Origin of the sequence: Petrotoga sp. 9PW.55.5.1, from assembly GCF_003265365.1 — a bacterium.
Classification (GTDB): Bacteria; Thermotogota; Thermotogae; order Petrotogales; family Petrotogaceae; genus Petrotoga.
Genome location: NZ_AUPM01000029.1, coordinates 21,591 through 36,709, shown reverse-complemented (window position 1 = coordinate 36,709; position 15,119 = coordinate 21,591). Strand labels below are relative to the sequence as shown.

19 protein-coding genes are annotated in these 15,119 nt (G+C 32.7%); all 19 read left to right on the top strand.

Annotated elements, in window-relative coordinates; genetic code table 11:
- The first annotated feature begins 33 nt into the window (after positions 1-33).
- Positions 34-348 (top strand): 50S ribosomal protein L21, encoded by a 315-nt coding sequence (rplU, locus tag PW5551_RS04180; RefSeq protein WP_113074546.1) that lies wholly within the window; start codon positions 34-36, stop codon positions 346-348.
- Between the two features lie 6 nt (positions 349-354).
- Complete coding sequence (locus tag PW5551_RS04175; protein WP_113074545.1) at positions 355-648, top strand: ribosomal-processing cysteine protease Prp; 294 nt, start codon at positions 355-357, stop codon at positions 646-648.
- Positions 649-651: 3 nt separating this feature from the next.
- Positions 652-921 carry a 50S ribosomal protein L27 gene (gene rpmA / locus PW5551_RS04170; RefSeq protein WP_113074544.1) on the top strand — a complete coding sequence of 90 codons (270 nt, stop codon included), beginning with the start codon at positions 652-654 and terminating at the stop codon, positions 919-921.
- 6 nt (positions 922-927) lie between these two features.
- Entirely contained in the window at positions 928-1,488 is a 561-nt protein-coding gene (locus PW5551_RS04165; protein WP_113074543.1) for an ECF transporter S component, read from the top strand.
- A 43-nt stretch (positions 1,489-1,531) separates the two neighbouring features.
- On the top strand, positions 1,532-1,957 hold the full coding sequence (gene rplM / locus PW5551_RS04160; protein ID WP_113074587.1) for a 50S ribosomal protein L13: 426 nt from the start codon (positions 1,532-1,534) through the stop codon (positions 1,955-1,957).
- 16 nt (positions 1,958-1,973) lie between these two features.
- On the top strand, positions 1,974-2,381 hold the full coding sequence (gene rpsI / locus PW5551_RS04155) for a 30S ribosomal protein S9 (protein WP_113074542.1): 408 nt from the start codon (positions 1,974-1,976) through the stop codon (positions 2,379-2,381).
- 45 nt (positions 2,382-2,426) lie between these two features.
- Positions 2,427-4,169: a DNA primase gene (dnaG, locus tag PW5551_RS04150; protein WP_113074541.1), complete on the top strand. Its 1,743-nt coding sequence runs from the start codon at positions 2,427-2,429 to the stop codon at positions 4,167-4,169.
- Positions 4,170-4,228: 59 nt separating this feature from the next.
- Positions 4,229-5,473 (top strand): RNA polymerase sigma factor RpoD, encoded by a 1,245-nt coding sequence (rpoD, locus tag PW5551_RS04145; RefSeq protein ID WP_113074540.1) that lies wholly within the window; start codon positions 4,229-4,231, stop codon positions 5,471-5,473.
- 14 nt (positions 5,474-5,487) lie between these two features.
- A complete protein-coding gene (locus PW5551_RS04140) occupies positions 5,488-7,464 on the top strand; it encodes an ATP-dependent helicase (RefSeq protein ID WP_113074539.1) in 1,977 nt (658 codons plus the stop codon).
- A 186-nt stretch (positions 7,465-7,650) separates the two neighbouring features.
- Positions 7,651-8,025 carry a 30S ribosomal protein S12 gene (gene rpsL, locus PW5551_RS04135; RefSeq protein ID WP_113074538.1) on the top strand — a complete coding sequence of 125 codons (375 nt, stop codon included), beginning with the start codon at positions 7,651-7,653 and terminating at the stop codon, positions 8,023-8,025.
- A 19-nt stretch (positions 8,026-8,044) separates the two neighbouring features.
- Complete coding sequence (gene rpsG / locus PW5551_RS04130; protein ID WP_113074537.1) at positions 8,045-8,512, top strand: 30S ribosomal protein S7; 468 nt, start codon at positions 8,045-8,047, stop codon at positions 8,510-8,512.
- Positions 8,513-8,542: 30 nt separating this feature from the next.
- Positions 8,543-10,630, top strand: a complete 2,088-nt coding sequence (gene fusA / locus PW5551_RS04125; protein ID WP_113074536.1) for an elongation factor G — start codon at positions 8,543-8,545, stop codon at positions 10,628-10,630.
- Between the two features lie 64 nt (positions 10,631-10,694).
- Positions 10,695-11,894, top strand: coding sequence for an elongation factor Tu (gene tuf / locus PW5551_RS04120; RefSeq protein WP_113074535.1), 1,200 nt, complete (start codon positions 10,695-10,697; stop codon positions 11,892-11,894).
- A gap of 69 nt (positions 11,895-11,963) precedes the next feature.
- Positions 11,964-12,272 carry a 30S ribosomal protein S10 gene (gene rpsJ, locus PW5551_RS04115; protein WP_113074534.1) on the top strand — a complete coding sequence of 103 codons (309 nt, stop codon included), beginning with the start codon at positions 11,964-11,966 and terminating at the stop codon, positions 12,270-12,272.
- Positions 12,273-12,334: 62 nt separating this feature from the next.
- Positions 12,335-12,976, top strand: coding sequence for a 50S ribosomal protein L3 (gene rplC, locus PW5551_RS04110; protein WP_113074533.1), 642 nt, complete (start codon positions 12,335-12,337; stop codon positions 12,974-12,976).
- Positions 12,977-12,992: 16 nt separating this feature from the next.
- Positions 12,993-13,658: a 50S ribosomal protein L4 gene (rplD, locus tag PW5551_RS04105; RefSeq protein ID WP_113074532.1), complete on the top strand. Its 666-nt coding sequence runs from the start codon at positions 12,993-12,995 to the stop codon at positions 13,656-13,658.
- A 5-nt stretch (positions 13,659-13,663) separates the two neighbouring features.
- Positions 13,664-13,954 carry a 50S ribosomal protein L23 gene (gene rplW / locus PW5551_RS04100; protein ID WP_370445908.1) on the top strand — a complete coding sequence of 97 codons (291 nt, stop codon included), beginning with the start codon at positions 13,664-13,666 and terminating at the stop codon, positions 13,952-13,954.
- Between the two features lie 15 nt (positions 13,955-13,969).
- Positions 13,970-14,794: a 50S ribosomal protein L2 gene (gene rplB, locus PW5551_RS04095; protein WP_113074586.1), complete on the top strand. Its 825-nt coding sequence runs from the start codon at positions 13,970-13,972 to the stop codon at positions 14,792-14,794.
- 30 nt (positions 14,795-14,824) lie between these two features.
- Positions 14,825-15,118 carry a 30S ribosomal protein S19 gene (gene rpsS / locus PW5551_RS04090; protein WP_113074530.1) on the top strand — a complete coding sequence of 98 codons (294 nt, stop codon included), beginning with the start codon at positions 14,825-14,827 and terminating at the stop codon, positions 15,116-15,118.
- The last annotated feature ends 1 nt before the right edge of the window (position 15,119 follow it).

Sequence of the window (15,119 nt, the reverse complement as noted above, 5' to 3'; positions counted from 1 at the left end):
TTAGAAAATTATGATAAGTTGGGAGGTGCATCTGTGTACGCTATTGTAGATTTTAATGGTAAACAATACAAAGTAGAAAAAGAGCAAGTTATTTACACAGAAAAGGTTAAAGATGTAGAACCTGGGAATGAAGTAGTTTTAGACAAAGTGGTATATATTAACAACGATCAAGAAAGAAAAAGTGGCAAACCATACGTTGAAGGGGCAAGAGTTATTACTGAAGTATTGGAGCATGGTAAAGATAGAAAGATTCAAATAATAAAATTTCAAGGAAGAAAGAATTACAAAAGGGAAAAAGGTCACAGACAACAGTATACTGCCTTAAAAATAAAAGAAATTGAAGGCTAAATTTTAATGATTAAGGTATTATATTCAAAAAGGATGCCTACTATAGAAATAAAAGGTCATGCTTTATTTGCATCTGCAGGTAATGATATTGTTTGTAGTGCAGTAAGTATTTTAACCCAATACGTCGCTGAAATAATTGAAAACGAAGGTTTGGGTACTTATGAAAAGAAAAAAGGTTATTTGAAAATAACAGTTAGGAACGAAACTGAAGTATCAAAGGTATTAATAGACTACTTGATTAAAAGTTTGATATCAATATCTAACGATTACCCAAGAAATCTTAAAGTGGAGGTCAGATGAATTATGAAATTGGATCTGCAACTTTTTGCGAAGAAAAGTTCTGATTGGAATAAAAAAGATAGTTTGCCAAAATATCTCGGTGTAAAGGCATCAGAGGGAGAAAAAGTTAACCCAGGAACCATTATAATTAGGCAAAGAGGAACCAAGATACACCCAGGAGAGAATGTTGGCGTTGGTAGAGATTTCACGATTTTTTCTAAGATTGAAGGAAAAGTTAAGTTTGAAAGAAAAGCTAACAGAAAGTTTGTTAGTGTTTATCCAGAGAAGGAATAAAGTAAAGTGCATGGTAGAAGAGTAGCAGTTATAGGGATTTTTGGAGCACTTTCATTTTTGTTGACATTTATAGAATTTCCTATAATACCTTTGTTGCCTTTTTTAAAATTTGATCCTAGTGATAGTATAATAATACTTGTCACAATGGGTTATGGTTTTTTACCGGGTTTTTTTACATTGCTTGTAAAAAGCTTTCTTTTCATTTTTAGAGCTGGCGACGGTGGATTAATAGGTATTTTTATGAATTTTGTTGCTGGAACAGTTTTTATTTCTACTTTATATGTTATAAGAAATTATTTGAAGTTGAACATTTGGCTAAATTATTTGATATCGTCTTTAATAACTGGAATGGTAGCCTATGCCATGAATTTCTATCTGGCAATACCGGTGTATACAAATCAAGCTACACCTCAATTTGTGAGTAATATGGGGATTAGTTTGCAACTATTTTTTTATTTAGTATTACTTTTTAATTTTATAAAGTTTTTTGCAAATTCTTCTATATCGCATTTTCTTTTGAAAAAAACAAAAATTACTAGTTTTGCTCAAACTAACAAAAAAAACTGAGGAGGTTATCGAATTGAATTCAAAATTAGTTACACCTTCCTATATGGCTAAAAAGGAAGAAATCCAAAGGGATTGGTACGTTATTGATGCAAGCGATTATACCCTTGGAAGGTTAGCCTCAAGGATCGCTAAGATTTTACAAGGAAAACACAAACCTACTTATACACCACACATAGATTCTGGGGATTTTGTTGTAGTTATCAATGCTGAAAAGATAAAGCTTACTGGTAATAAAGGAGAAGATAAAATATATAGAAAACATAGCGGCTACCCCGGAGGGCTTAAAGAAATTCCATTTAAAACTATGGCTGAAAAGCATCCTGAAAGGGTAATTAAATTAGCAGTAAAAGGGATGATGCCAAAAACTATTTTAGGAAAACAGATGTTAAAAAAACTAAAAGTTTACGCAGGCCCAGAGCATCCACATCAAGCACAAAAACCAAAAGAAATCAATTTGGAAAATATTTAATCAGGAGGTTATTTGAATGGCTGAATTTATTGATTATTATGGAACAGGTAGAAGAAAAACAGCTATAGCTAGGGTACACTTAAGACCTGGTAAGGGTAAGATTAAAATTAACGGTAAAGAATACAATAAATTAGCTGAATATTTAAGAGGTAACGAGGTATGGGAAATAGAAGCTTTAAAACCTCTTGAAGTAGCAGGATTAAAAGGTCAATTTGACTTGGTAATTAGAGTAAATGGTGGAGGATTAAGTGGTCAAGCTGGAGCCATAAAATTGGGTATTGCAAGAGCTTTGTTATCTTATGATGAATCTTTAAGATCTTCCTTAAGAAAAGAGGGTTTATTAACAAGAGATCCAAGAGAGGTAGAAAGGAAGAAATACGGATTAAGAAAAGCAAGGAAAAGACCCCAATTTTCCAAAAGATAGATGTTTTATCATTTATTCATGCTTTATAAGGAATAGTGAAGCTTCATGGATAAAAATTATGATAATGTTCGAAAAAAAATTGACGAAATTAAAAGCAAAGTTGATATAGTTGATTTCGTCAATTCTTATTTATCGCTTTCAAGAAAAGGGAAAAATTATGCTGCTTTGTGCCCTTTTCATGCAGAAGACACACCCTCATTTTATATATTTCCCGAGACACAAACTTTCCATTGTTTTGGTTGTGGAGCACATGGTGATGTAATAACATTTTTAGAAAAATATGAGCAAATAAGTTTCTTAGAAGCACTTAAGAAAATAGCTCAATATGCTGGAGTTGAAATTGATCTCACAAAAAAAGAAATACCAGAAGAAATAAGTTTGAATGAGGAAGTTTCAAAACTATATACTGAAAATTTACTCAATCTGCCTTCTTATCATGAAGTATGGAAGTATCTAAAAAACAGAAAAATAAGTAAGGACTTAGCAAAAGAGTTTGAGTTAGGATTTGCAACAGGTTCAGATGTTAAAAAAGTTTTAGAAAGAGAATTAATTGACACTACAATTGCGATTAAAGCAGGGTTAATTCATAATGAAGGTAATGAATTCTTTCATAATCGTTTGATAATACCCATCAGAGATAATGATGGACTACTGGTAGGATTTTCTGGACGGATTATAAAAGAAGAAGAAAATATACCCAAATATCTAAATACTTCCGAAAATAATTACTTTAAAAAATCTAAAATTCTGTATATGTATTACAAAAACAAGAAATTTATAAAGGAAAATGATTTCGCAATTTTGGTAGAAGGCTATTTTGATGTAATCTCAATGTACAGACTCGGATTTAAAAACGTTGTAGGTATTTTAGGTTCGTCTTTTACTAAAGATCATGCTGTTGGGCTAGTTAAATCAACTAACAAAGTTGTATCTATGTTTGATATGGATGAGGCTGGTAAAAAGGCTACACTATCCACAATAGATATTTTGTATCCAAAAGATTTTCAAATTGCTGTTTCAACGTATCCCGCCAAAGATCCGGATGAGCTAACAAAAAAGCATGATGAGAAATACATTGCAGAGCTTCTAAAAAGTTCCTACAAATTTTATGAATTTATAGTTGATTATTATTCACAGAAGTATGATCTTAATAATGATTTTGCTTTAGAAAAATATTTAAAAGACATGGCAATTTGGTACAGAAAATTTGAAAAATCTGGGAGAATCAGTTATTTAGAAAGTTTTATTGAAAAAATAGCTGATAAAACTAAAAAAAGTACGATATATGTACAAAAGATTCTAGAAAGAATGTCAAAAGTAGTCAATGTAAATTTTTCAGCAAACAATGAATCAAATATAAAACCTAAAGATAGTGTTTATGTAGAAAAAGATATTAAATACGATATTGTAAAATCATATCTATATTTATGGGTAAAACATCCTCAATATAGAGAAATTTTACAAAATTATTTCCATGAGGAAGATTTTAACTATGCTGTTCTTGAAGAATTTTTTTCTTTAATTGCCCAAAAACAGGATATAGGTTTCTTACTTGAAAATTCATCAGAGGAATTAAGTAAATTAATAGTAGAAGTATGGAAAATAGAATATTATTTTAATCCTGATAGAATTCTTTCTTCCTTGAAGGAAAGTATCGAGAGAGAAAAAATCATTAAACAAATCGAAGAACTAAAAGAAAAACTTCATCAAACTACCAATCTATCAGAGAAGACTGAAATTACATCCCAAATCGTAAAATTGTATTCTAAGTTGAAGGTAATTAACTAACGTCTTTTCTTCACATAACAAAAGATCTAATTAAGCTAGCTATGGAGGTAAACCAACAAATGGAAAAAGTTAAAAAAATAGTAGATTTTTCTGAAATAATCGAAGAAATTGAAAAAATTGAGGTTGTTGGTAAAGATAAAATTAGAGTTAAAAGAAAAAAAGAACCATATATCAAAGAACTTGAAAAAGGATTAGAGAATCTTATCCAAATAGCCAAAAAAAATGATAATACTATTAATTATCAAGACATAGACGAGTGTATCCCTCAAAGTTTATCAGATGTAATTGACAGTCACTTTTTGGAAAAAATCTATGAAAAATTAGAATCTGAAGGAATTGAAATAATTGAATCTAGTGAAGAAAGAATTCATACAGAAGATGTAAGTATTTTAAACGACAATATAGACGAGTTATTCCAGGATAGTGAAACACAAATATATGACAATTTTGCAGTTAATGAACCAATAAAAATATATTTAAGAGAAATTGGAGGAATAAAACTTTTAACCCCCTCTAGAGAAAGGCAATTAGCAATAAGGGCAAAAAAGGGAGATAAAAAGGCTAAAGATGAGTTAATTAAAGCCAATTTAAGGTTAGTTATAAGTATAGCAAAAAGGTATACAGGTAGAGGGTTAACTTTTTTAGATTTAATTCAAGAAGGGAATATTGGACTGATAAAAGCTGTCGAAAAGTTTGATTGGAAAAAGGGTTTCAAATTTTCGACCTATGCAACATGGTGGGTTAGGCAGTCAATAACAAGGGCTATAGCTGATCAAGCAAGAACTATAAGAATTCCTGTTCATTTGGTTGAAACTATAAATAGGATGAATATGGTAATCAGAAACCATTTACAAGAAACAGGGGAATATCCTTCAACAGAAAAATTAGCAGAATTGCTTGATAAACCATTGGAAAAGATGGATGAGATATTATTAGCAACAAGAGAAATTATCTCAGTGGATGCCCCAATTGGTGGAACTGATGAAGAGGATGCATATATAGGAGATTTTTTGGAAGATACAGAGGCAGATAAACCTGAAGAAATTGCTGTAAAAATGATTCTCAAGGAAGAGATAGAAAAGGTCTTAGAAACACTACGACCTAAAGAAGCTACTGTTTTAAAAATGAGATACGGTTTATTAGACGGAAAAATGAAAACACTTGAAGAAGTAGGAGCATTTTTCAACGTGACTAGAGAAAGAATTAGACAAATAGAGGTAAAAGCTTTAAGAAAATTAAGACATCCGACAAGAAGTTTGCAATTAAAAGAAATAAGCGATATGATAGAAAAGAATGATTTTTAATAGGAGTGTAATTAATGCAAAACTATCAAGGGAAAAACTCTCTTTTTTTAGAAAAAGAGGTTCCCTCATTTTTAAAAGACCAACTCGACGAAGAGCAGCTAGAGGCAGTGCTTAAAGCAGAAGGCAAATCAATTATCGTGGCTGGTCCTGGTTCGGGCAAAACTAGGGTAATAACATATAAAATAGCTTATTTAATTTATCGAGGTATAGAACCAGAAAATATTCTACTAGTTACTTTTACAAGAGCAGCAGCAAGAGAAATGATAGAAAGAGTAAAAAATGTAACTAAAAGGAATATCGACAAGATGCTCGCAGGAACATTTCATCATGTATGTAATTCGATACTAAGAAAATATGCCTCATATTTGGATTATAAAAATAATTACAGTATTCTTGATAGAGAAGATGCAAAAGATTTATTGAAAATGGCAAAACAAGATTATTTGAAAGAAATAACTGATGGGTATAAACTTCCTAAAGAAGATGTTATAATGAAAATCATAAGCTATTCATGTAATACTCTAACGTCACTAAGAGAAGCAATATATGAAAAATCGCCTTATCTACTTAATTTTGAATCAGATATAGAACAAATATGGAGTATATACACCCAACTAAAAAGAAACATGAATGCAATGGATTACGATGACCTTTTAGTAAATACACTTATGTTATTTCATACTCAACCAAAAGTATTAAGTAAAGTCTCTAGTCAATTTAAATATGTATTAGTTGATGAATTTCAAGATACCAACAAAATACAAATAGAATTAGTAAAAGCACTTTCCTCTGTTCACGGGAATTTAATAGTAGTTGGAGATGATTCTCAGAGCATTTATTCATTCAGAGGAGCTCTGTTTAAAAATATAAAAGAATTCATAGAAGAAGAAGGAACAAATATCTTTAAGATACAAAGTAATTATAGAAGTACAGCCGATATTGTTGAATTTGTAAATCATCTAATTCCTGCTAACTCTGTTAAAAAGGTTCTAAAACCAAAAAGAAAAACACACATAAAACCTTATGTTGTCGAAACTTTTGATGATTTAGATCAAGCTGAGGTAGTAGCAAAAATAATCAAGGATAAAATAGAAGAAGGAATGAATTTTAAAGATATTGCGGTTCTATATAGATCTCATTCATTATCCATGGTTCTTCAGCAAAAACTTGATTCCAAAGGCATACCTTATAGAATACTCTCAGGATTAAGATTCATTGAAACTGCTCATATAAAAGATATTTTAGCTTTTTTAAAAGTCATAAACAATCCTTTAGACAAAATTTCTTGGTCAAGAATATTAAAGTTGTTTCCTGGAATTGGAAATAAAACATCATCAAGAATATATGAAGAAATTGAAAAAAAGATCATTGAAACCGACAAAGACATAATAGAAATAATTAAAAACAGTAATCAACTAAAAAACTTTAAAACACCACAAAATTTATTGATTAAGCTCTTTGAAAGAAGAGAGGATGCTCCTAATGAGATTATAGAAATAATATATTCAGATTTTTATAAAGAGTACTCTTTATTGACCTATTCTGATTCCAAAACTAGAATTATGGATATTGAGAGATTTATTGAAATTGCCTCTCGTTATGAATCAATTAACACATTTCTTGAGGATTTAACACTCAGTGAAGATTTATCAATTATTAATTCGCAAAAAGAACAAAACAACGACAAATTGACTTTAACAACTATACATGGAGCAAAAGGACTTGAATGGAAAGTTGTTATATTAATATCTGTCAATCCGGGTGATTTTCCAAATGGACTTGCGATAAAAGAAAATAAATTGGACGAAGAAGAAAGATTATTCTACGTTGCAGTTACCCGTGCAAAAAATGAGCTCTACATTATAAAACAGTCAACCGGGACTTCTAATCCTTATATCAGAAATTCGTTTTATTTTGTGAAGAAAGAAAATGATTTTATCAAAAAAATTCCCGAAAAAATGATCAATCGGTTGAGAATAACTAATAAATAACATAAATTATTTAAATTGTTATATATAATTAATTTTTATTTAAGGTTCAATAATGTAGAATATCCACTGGTATTTTTGTTTTCAAAAAGATTTTTTAGCCCAAATTAAACAATAAAAATTAAAGGAGGTGAACTCTCGTTCCAAGGGTCATCTTTTGGTTTATTCCATGGAATGAGAGAAATATAAGTGCCAACTATTAATCAACTGATAAAATACGGTAGAAAGACAGCAAAGAAAAAGACTAAATCTCCTGCTTTACGTGGTAATCCTCAAAAAAGGGGAGTTTGTGTAAGAGTATCTACTATGACTCCAAAAAAACCTAACTCCGCTTTAAGAAAAATTGCCAGAGTAAAACTATCTAACGGGATAGAGGTTACTTGTTACATACCCGGAGAAGGGCATAACTTGCAAGAACATTCCAATGTTTTAGTAAGAGGTGGTAGGGTTAAAGATTTACCAGGTGTAAGATATAAGATAATAAGAGGAACTTTAGATACAGCTGGAGTTGAAGGAAGAAAGCAAAGCAGAAGTAAATATGGAACAAAAAAACCAAAGGCTTAATAAGGAGGTACTTTGTTAAATGAGAAGAAGAACTGCTGAAAAGCGGGAAGTAGTTCCAGATCCAGTTTATGGGGATGTATTACTATCAAAATTCATTAACAGACTTATGTATGACGGTAAAAAGGCATTAGCTCAAAAAATTGTGTACTCCTCTTTGGAAAGATTAGCGCAAGCAACAAAAGAGGATGCCTTAGAAGCGTTTCATAAAGCTATTCAAAACGTAAAACCATTGATTGAGGTTAGATCTAGAAGGGTAGGAGGTTCAACATATCAAGTTCCTTTTGAAGTAGAAGAAAAAAAAGCTACCTCTTTAGCAATTAGATGGATTGTTACATCCGCACAATCTAAAAAAGGAAGAGATATGGTAAGTAAATTATCCCAAGAATTGATAGATGCATACAACAACACAGGAACAGCTGTAAAAAAGAAAGAAGACGTTCATAGAATGGCTGAAGCTAACAGAGCCTTTGCTCACTTTAGATGGTAGTCTTAGTGCAACCAAGTAGGAGGGATTGTGTTGAAAGAGAGATTATACCCCATAGATAAAATAAGGAATATAGGAATCATTGCACATATAGACGCGGGAAAAACGACAACGACCGAAAGGATATTATTTTATACGGGGACAAAACATAAATTAGGAAACGTTGATGATGGAACAACAGAAACTGACTGGATGGATCAAGAAAAAGAAAGAGGTATTACTATTACCTCAGCTGCGACTTCTGCATTTTGGAAAGAACACAGAATTAATATAATTGACACACCAGGGCACGTTGATTTTACTGTAGAAGTTGAAAGGTCTCTACGCGTTTTAGATGGTGCTATTGCAATATTTGATGCTCAAGTAGGTGTTGAACCTCAGTCTGAAACTGTTTGGAGACAAGCCGATAGGTATGAAGTTCCAAGAATCGCTTTTATGAACAAGATGGATAAAATAGGTGCTAATTTTTTTGCTGCAGTACAAACCATGAAAACAAAATTAGGCGCAAATCCTGTTGCAATGCAAGTACCTATAGGTTCAGAATCAGACTTTAGGGGTGTAGTAGACTTACTAACAATGGAAGCGCTGTACTGGAAAGATGAAAACGGACTTGTTATTGAAAAGCAAGAGATACCTAATGACTTAAAAGACATTTGTGAAACAAAGAGGGATGATTTAGTAGCAGCTGTTGCGGAAATTGATGAAGAGCTTATGGAACTATATATAGAAGAAGTTGAAATACCTCTTGATAAATTAAAATCGTCTATAAGAAAATCCACTATTCAAAATAAAATCGTTCCAGTTTTTTGTGGAAGTTCATTTAAAAATAAAGGAGTACAGCTTTTATTAGACGCTGTAATAGACTATTTGCCTTCACCATTAGATATGCCTCCAGTTAAGGCATTCGAAAATTCAACTGGTGAATTTGTAAAAGAAATACATCCTCAAAAAAATGAAGATTTTTACGCTTTGGCATTTAAAATAATGGTGGATCCATTTGTTGGAAAGTTAACTTTTGCAAGAGTTTATTCTGGAACATTGGAAAAAGGAAGTTATGTTACTAATACTTCTAAAAATAAAACTGAAAGAGTTTCAAGGCTTGTCTTTTTTCATTCTGATAAAAGAGAAGAAGTTGATTATATAAGGGCTGGCGATATTGTCGGGTTAATAGGTTTAAAGGATACTTCCACCGGGGACACTCTTTCCAATGTTAATGAAAATATTGTTTTAGAAAAAGTTGATTTTCCTGAACCAGTAATTTCTGTTTCCGTTGAACCAGAAACCAAAGATGATGAAGCAAAACTGGGTAAAGCATTAAATTCATTAACAGAAGAAGATCCAAGTTTGCGAAGTTATGTCGACCACGAAACTGGTGAAACTATATTATCAGGAATGGGAGAATTACATTTAGAAATCATAATAGAAAGAATAAAAAGAGAGTTTAAAGTAAACGTTAGAGTAAGTCAACCTAGAGTAGCGTATAAAGAAACAATAAAACTTTCTGCAGAAGCAGAAGGGAAATATATAAGGCAAACAGGCGGAAGAGGTCAATACGGTCATGTTAAACTTAGAGTAGAACCTTTACCTTTAAATGGGGAAAAAGATTTTGAATTTGTAGATAAAATTGTCGGTGGTGTAGTACCCAAAGAATATATTCCAGCTATACAAAATGGAGTAAAAGAAAGTATGCAGGATGGAGTTTTATCCGGGTATCCAATGGTAAATATTAAAGTTGAAGTTTTCGATGGATCTTATCATGAAGTTGATTCATCTGAAATGGCTTTCAAAATTGCAGCATCGATGGCTTTTAAAGATGCTATAAAAAGAGCAAAACCCGTTTTATTAGAACCTATTATGAGAGTAGATGTAACAACACCAGAAGAATATCTTGGAGATATAATAGCAGATTTGAATTCAAGAAGAGGTAGAGTTGAAAGTTTTGAAACTGTTGGAGGAACAAACACTAGAATTGTAAAAGCAAAAGTTCCTTTATCGGAATTGTTTGGGTACGCAACTATAATGAGATCACTTTCTCAAGGTAGAGCAACAAGCTCGGTTCAATTTTCTCATTATGACGAAGTTCCTGAACAAGTAACTCAAAAAATATTAGGTAGAGAATAGTAGTTTACAAAATAAGCGATTTCTTAGAAGTTTTAAATGAAAATTACAAGGAGGAGATTGAAAGATGGCTAAAGAGAAGTTTGTTAGAGAAAAGACGCATATGAACATAGGAACCATTGGCCATATAGACCACGGGAAAACAACATTAACCGCAGCAATTACTAAGGCTTTATCTTACAAAGGTGGAGCAGATTTCACGCCTTTTGATGCAATTGATAAAGCACCAGAAGAAAAAGCAAGAGGAATTACCATAAACGTTTCTCACGTAGAATATCAAACTGGAAAAAGACATTATGCACATATAGACTGTCCAGGGCACGCAGACTACATAAAAAACATGATTACTGGTGCAGCTCAAATGGACGGAGCCATCTTGGTTGTTGCGGCTACCGATGGTGTTATGCCACAAACCAGAGAACACGTCTTATTGGCAAGGCAAGTTAACGTTCCTGCATTAGTTGTTTTTATTAATAAAGTTGATATGGTTGATGACGAAGAATTAATAGATTTAGTTGAAATGGAAGTTAGAGATCTCTTAAGCAGTTACGAATTTCCAGGAGACGAAGTTCCAGTTGTTAAAGGTTCTGCTCTTAAGGCTTTGGAAGAAGATAATCCGGATGGCCCATGGACACAAAAAATCTACGAACTCATGGACGCAGTTGACAACTACTTCCCAGAACCTGTGAGAGAAACAGATAAACCTTTCCTCATGCCTATAGAAGATGTATTCAGCATTACGGGAAGAGGAACAGTTGTTACTGGGAGAATTGAAAGAGGAGTTGTGCACACAGGAGATCAAGTTGAAATAATTGGTTTAAGTTATGAAACTAAAAAGACCGTAGTTACAGGTGTTGAAATGTTTAGAAAGATTTTAGATGAGGGTGAAGCGGGAGATAACGTTGGATGTCTATTAAGAGGTATTGAAAAAGATGAAGTAAAAAGAGGTCAGGTTCTCGCTGTACCAGGTTCTATAACTCCTCATAAGAAGTTTAATGCCGAGGTTTACGTATTAAAGAAAGAAGAAGGCGGAAGACATACTCCATTCACAAAAGGATACAGACCTCAATTCTATATCAGAACAGCCGATGTTACTGGTACATTAGTTGAATTTGCAAGTGGAGCAGAAATGGTAATGCCAGGTGACAACATAAACATGACCGTTGAATTAATTTATCCTGTTGCTCTTGAAGAAGGTATGAGATTTGCTATTAGAGAAGGCGGAAGAACCGTCGGAGCTGGAGTAGTAACAAAAATAATTGAATAATTGAAAAGCTATTTTCGGGGAGCTTTAGCTCCCCTTAATACTGAGTGTAAAGGAGGTTTAACAAAATCCATGGCCAGTAAGTACATAAAAATTAGGTTAAAAGGCTACGATCACAAATTGTTAGATGAATCATCAAAAAAGATAATCGAAGCTGTAAAAGATACAGAAGCGAAGGTATCTGGTCCAATCCCCTTACCAAATAAGAGAACAGTTTATTCGGTTATCAGGTCTCCTCATAAATATTCATATTCCATGGAACAGTTTGAAAAAATAATACATAAAAGAGTTATATATATTTACAATGCTTCATCAGAAACTGTTACAAAGCTACTAAAGGTAAACATACCAGCAGGCGTTTCGGTAGATATTAAGGCGTAAGAATACTTTATAAAGTTTATTATATATAATAAACTAATCATTCGGGCTCTGGAGGTGTAGAAATGAAAGGTATTTTAGGGAAAAAAGTAGGAATGACTCGTATTTATAAAGGTGATAAAGCCATCCCGGTGACAGTTATAAAAGCTGGACCATGTGTAGTAATACAAAAGAAAACCGTAGAAACAGACGGTTATAATGCTATACAAGTGGGATTTGAAGAAATACCGGAAAGAAAGGCTAATAAACCGTTGTTAGGTCATTTCAAAAAGGCAGATGTAAAACCTTACAGAATTTTAAGAGAATTCAAAGTAGAAAATCCTGACGATTATGAAATTGGACAAGAAATTAATGTTTCAATATTTTCCGAAGGAGAAAAGATTGATTTAGTTGGCAAATCTAAAGGTCGCGGTTATTCAGGAGCTATGAAAAGATGGAACTTTGGTGGTGGTGAAAGTAGTCATGGTTCAAAATTTCATAGAGCTTTAGGATCAACTGGAAACGCAACTTATCCAGCAAAAGTTTTTAAGGGGAAAAAGATGCCTGGGCAATACGGTAACGAACGAGTAACCATACAAAATTCAGAGGTAGTATACATTGATGTTCAAAACAATCTAATAGCAGTCAAAGGCGGAGTTCCAGGAGCGAGGGGCGGATTGGTAACAATAAGAGAAGCTGTTAAAGTTAAACGCCCAAAAACGGAGTAAGGAGGTCAATTAGGCTATGGCGCAGGTAGATGTATATAACATAAAAGGTGAAAAAGTAGATACCTTAGAATTAAAAGATGAAGTTTTCAATATAGAACCAAACATGGATGTACTCTATAGATATGTTGACATGCAGTTAACTAACAAAAGAGCTGGAACTGCTTCAACAAAAACTAGAGGAGAAGTCAGAGGTGGGGGAAGAAAACCTTGGCCTCAAAAACATCTGGGAAGAGCCAGAGCAGGATCTATAAGATCGCCTATTTTTCGACATGGTGGTGTAGCTTTTGGTCCTAAACCCAGAAAATATCACAAAGATTTAAACAAAAAAATGAAAAAACTTGCTTTGAAGTCAGCTTTAAGTGTTAGATACAAAGAAAACAATCTAATAGTTTTAGATGATATAAAGTTGGAAAAGCCTCGAACAAAAGACATGAAAGAAATTCTAAAGAAATTTGAAGTTGAAAATAACAAAATATTGTTGGTTTTACCTTATCAACAAGAACAATATAAGAATGTAAAACTTTCAGCGAGGAACTTACAAAAAGTTAAGATTTTAATAGCAGATAATCCTGGCCAAAAAAAGACTAATATCGATGGATTAAATGTATTTGATTTAATAAACAATGAAAAAATATTCCTTACAAAGGAAATGGTTAATAAAATAGAGGAGGTGATCGGCTAATGGAGATGCAAAGAGCTTACGAAATAATAATAAAGCCGATCCTAACTGAAAAGTCTTATGGATTGATGCAAGAGAGAAAATATACCTTTGAGGTAACAAAAGATGCCACAAAACCAGAAATTAGAGAAGCTATTGAAATGATATTTAAAGTAAAAGTTGAAAAAGTCTATGTAATGAATATGAAGCCAAAACCAAAACGATTGGGAAGAAGTGAAGGATATTCCCGCAGTTGGAAAAAAGCTATTGTAAAAGTAGGAGAAGGTTACGTCATAAGAGAATTGCAAGGCAGTTTGTAAGAGAGGTGAATAATGATGGCGATAAAACAATATAAACCTGTAACTAAATCAAGAAGATACATGATAACCTCTGATTTTTCTGATTTATCAAAGGTAAAACCAGAAAAAAGTTTACTAACACCTTTGAAAAAAACAGCTGGAAGGAATCATTACGGTAGAGTTACCATGAGACACCGTGGTGGTGGGCACAAAAGAAAATACAGAATAATAGACTTTAAGAGAAATAAATATAATATTCCAGCCAAAGTTGTTTCTATTGAATACGACCCAAACAGAAGTGCAAGAATTGCTTTACTGGTATATGCTGATGGAGAAAAAAGATATATTTTATCCCCAAAGGGGTTAAAAGTTGGAGATACTGTTATGAGTGGAAATACCGCAGACATAAGACCGGGTAATGCATTGGCTTTAGAAAATATTCCTTTGGGTACCTTCGTTCATAATATAGAGTTTGAACCAGGAAGAGGAGGAAAAATTGCTAAATCCGCTGGAACTTATGCTCAATTAATGGCAAAAGAAGGGAAATATGCTCTTTTAAAAATGCCTTCTGGAGAATTAAGAAGGGTACGCTTAACTTGTATGGCTACTATTGGAGCCGTAGGTAACGAGGATCACTCCAACGAAGTAATTGGTAAAGCTGGAAAAACTAGATGGTTAGGAAGAAGGCCAAAGGTGAGAGGTATGGTTCAAAACCCAGTCGATCATCCGATGGGTGGTGGAGAAGGTAAAAGTAAAGGTCATATTCCTAAATCTCCATGGGGCACACCAGCCAAAGGTTACAAAACTAGAAGAGGCAAGAAAAAATCCGATAAATTTATTGTAAGAAGAAGAACGAAATAGGCTTTTAGGAAAGTTTAGGAGGTGTAACGAATGGGAAGATCATTAAAAAAGGGACCTTATGTTCATCCAAGCCTTATCAAAAAAATTAGAGAAATGAATGAAAAAGGTGAAAAGAAAGTAATCAAAACTTGGTCAAGGGCATCCATGATTCTTCCAGAAATGGTTGGACATACAATAGCTGTTCATAATGGGATGAAACATATACCTGTTTATATAACAGAACAAATGATAGGCCACAGATTAGGAGAATTTTCTCCAACAAGAAGATTTGGAGGACATCCAGACAAAAAAGCCACTAAAGGTAAGTTAGAAAGGCAAGGTTGAG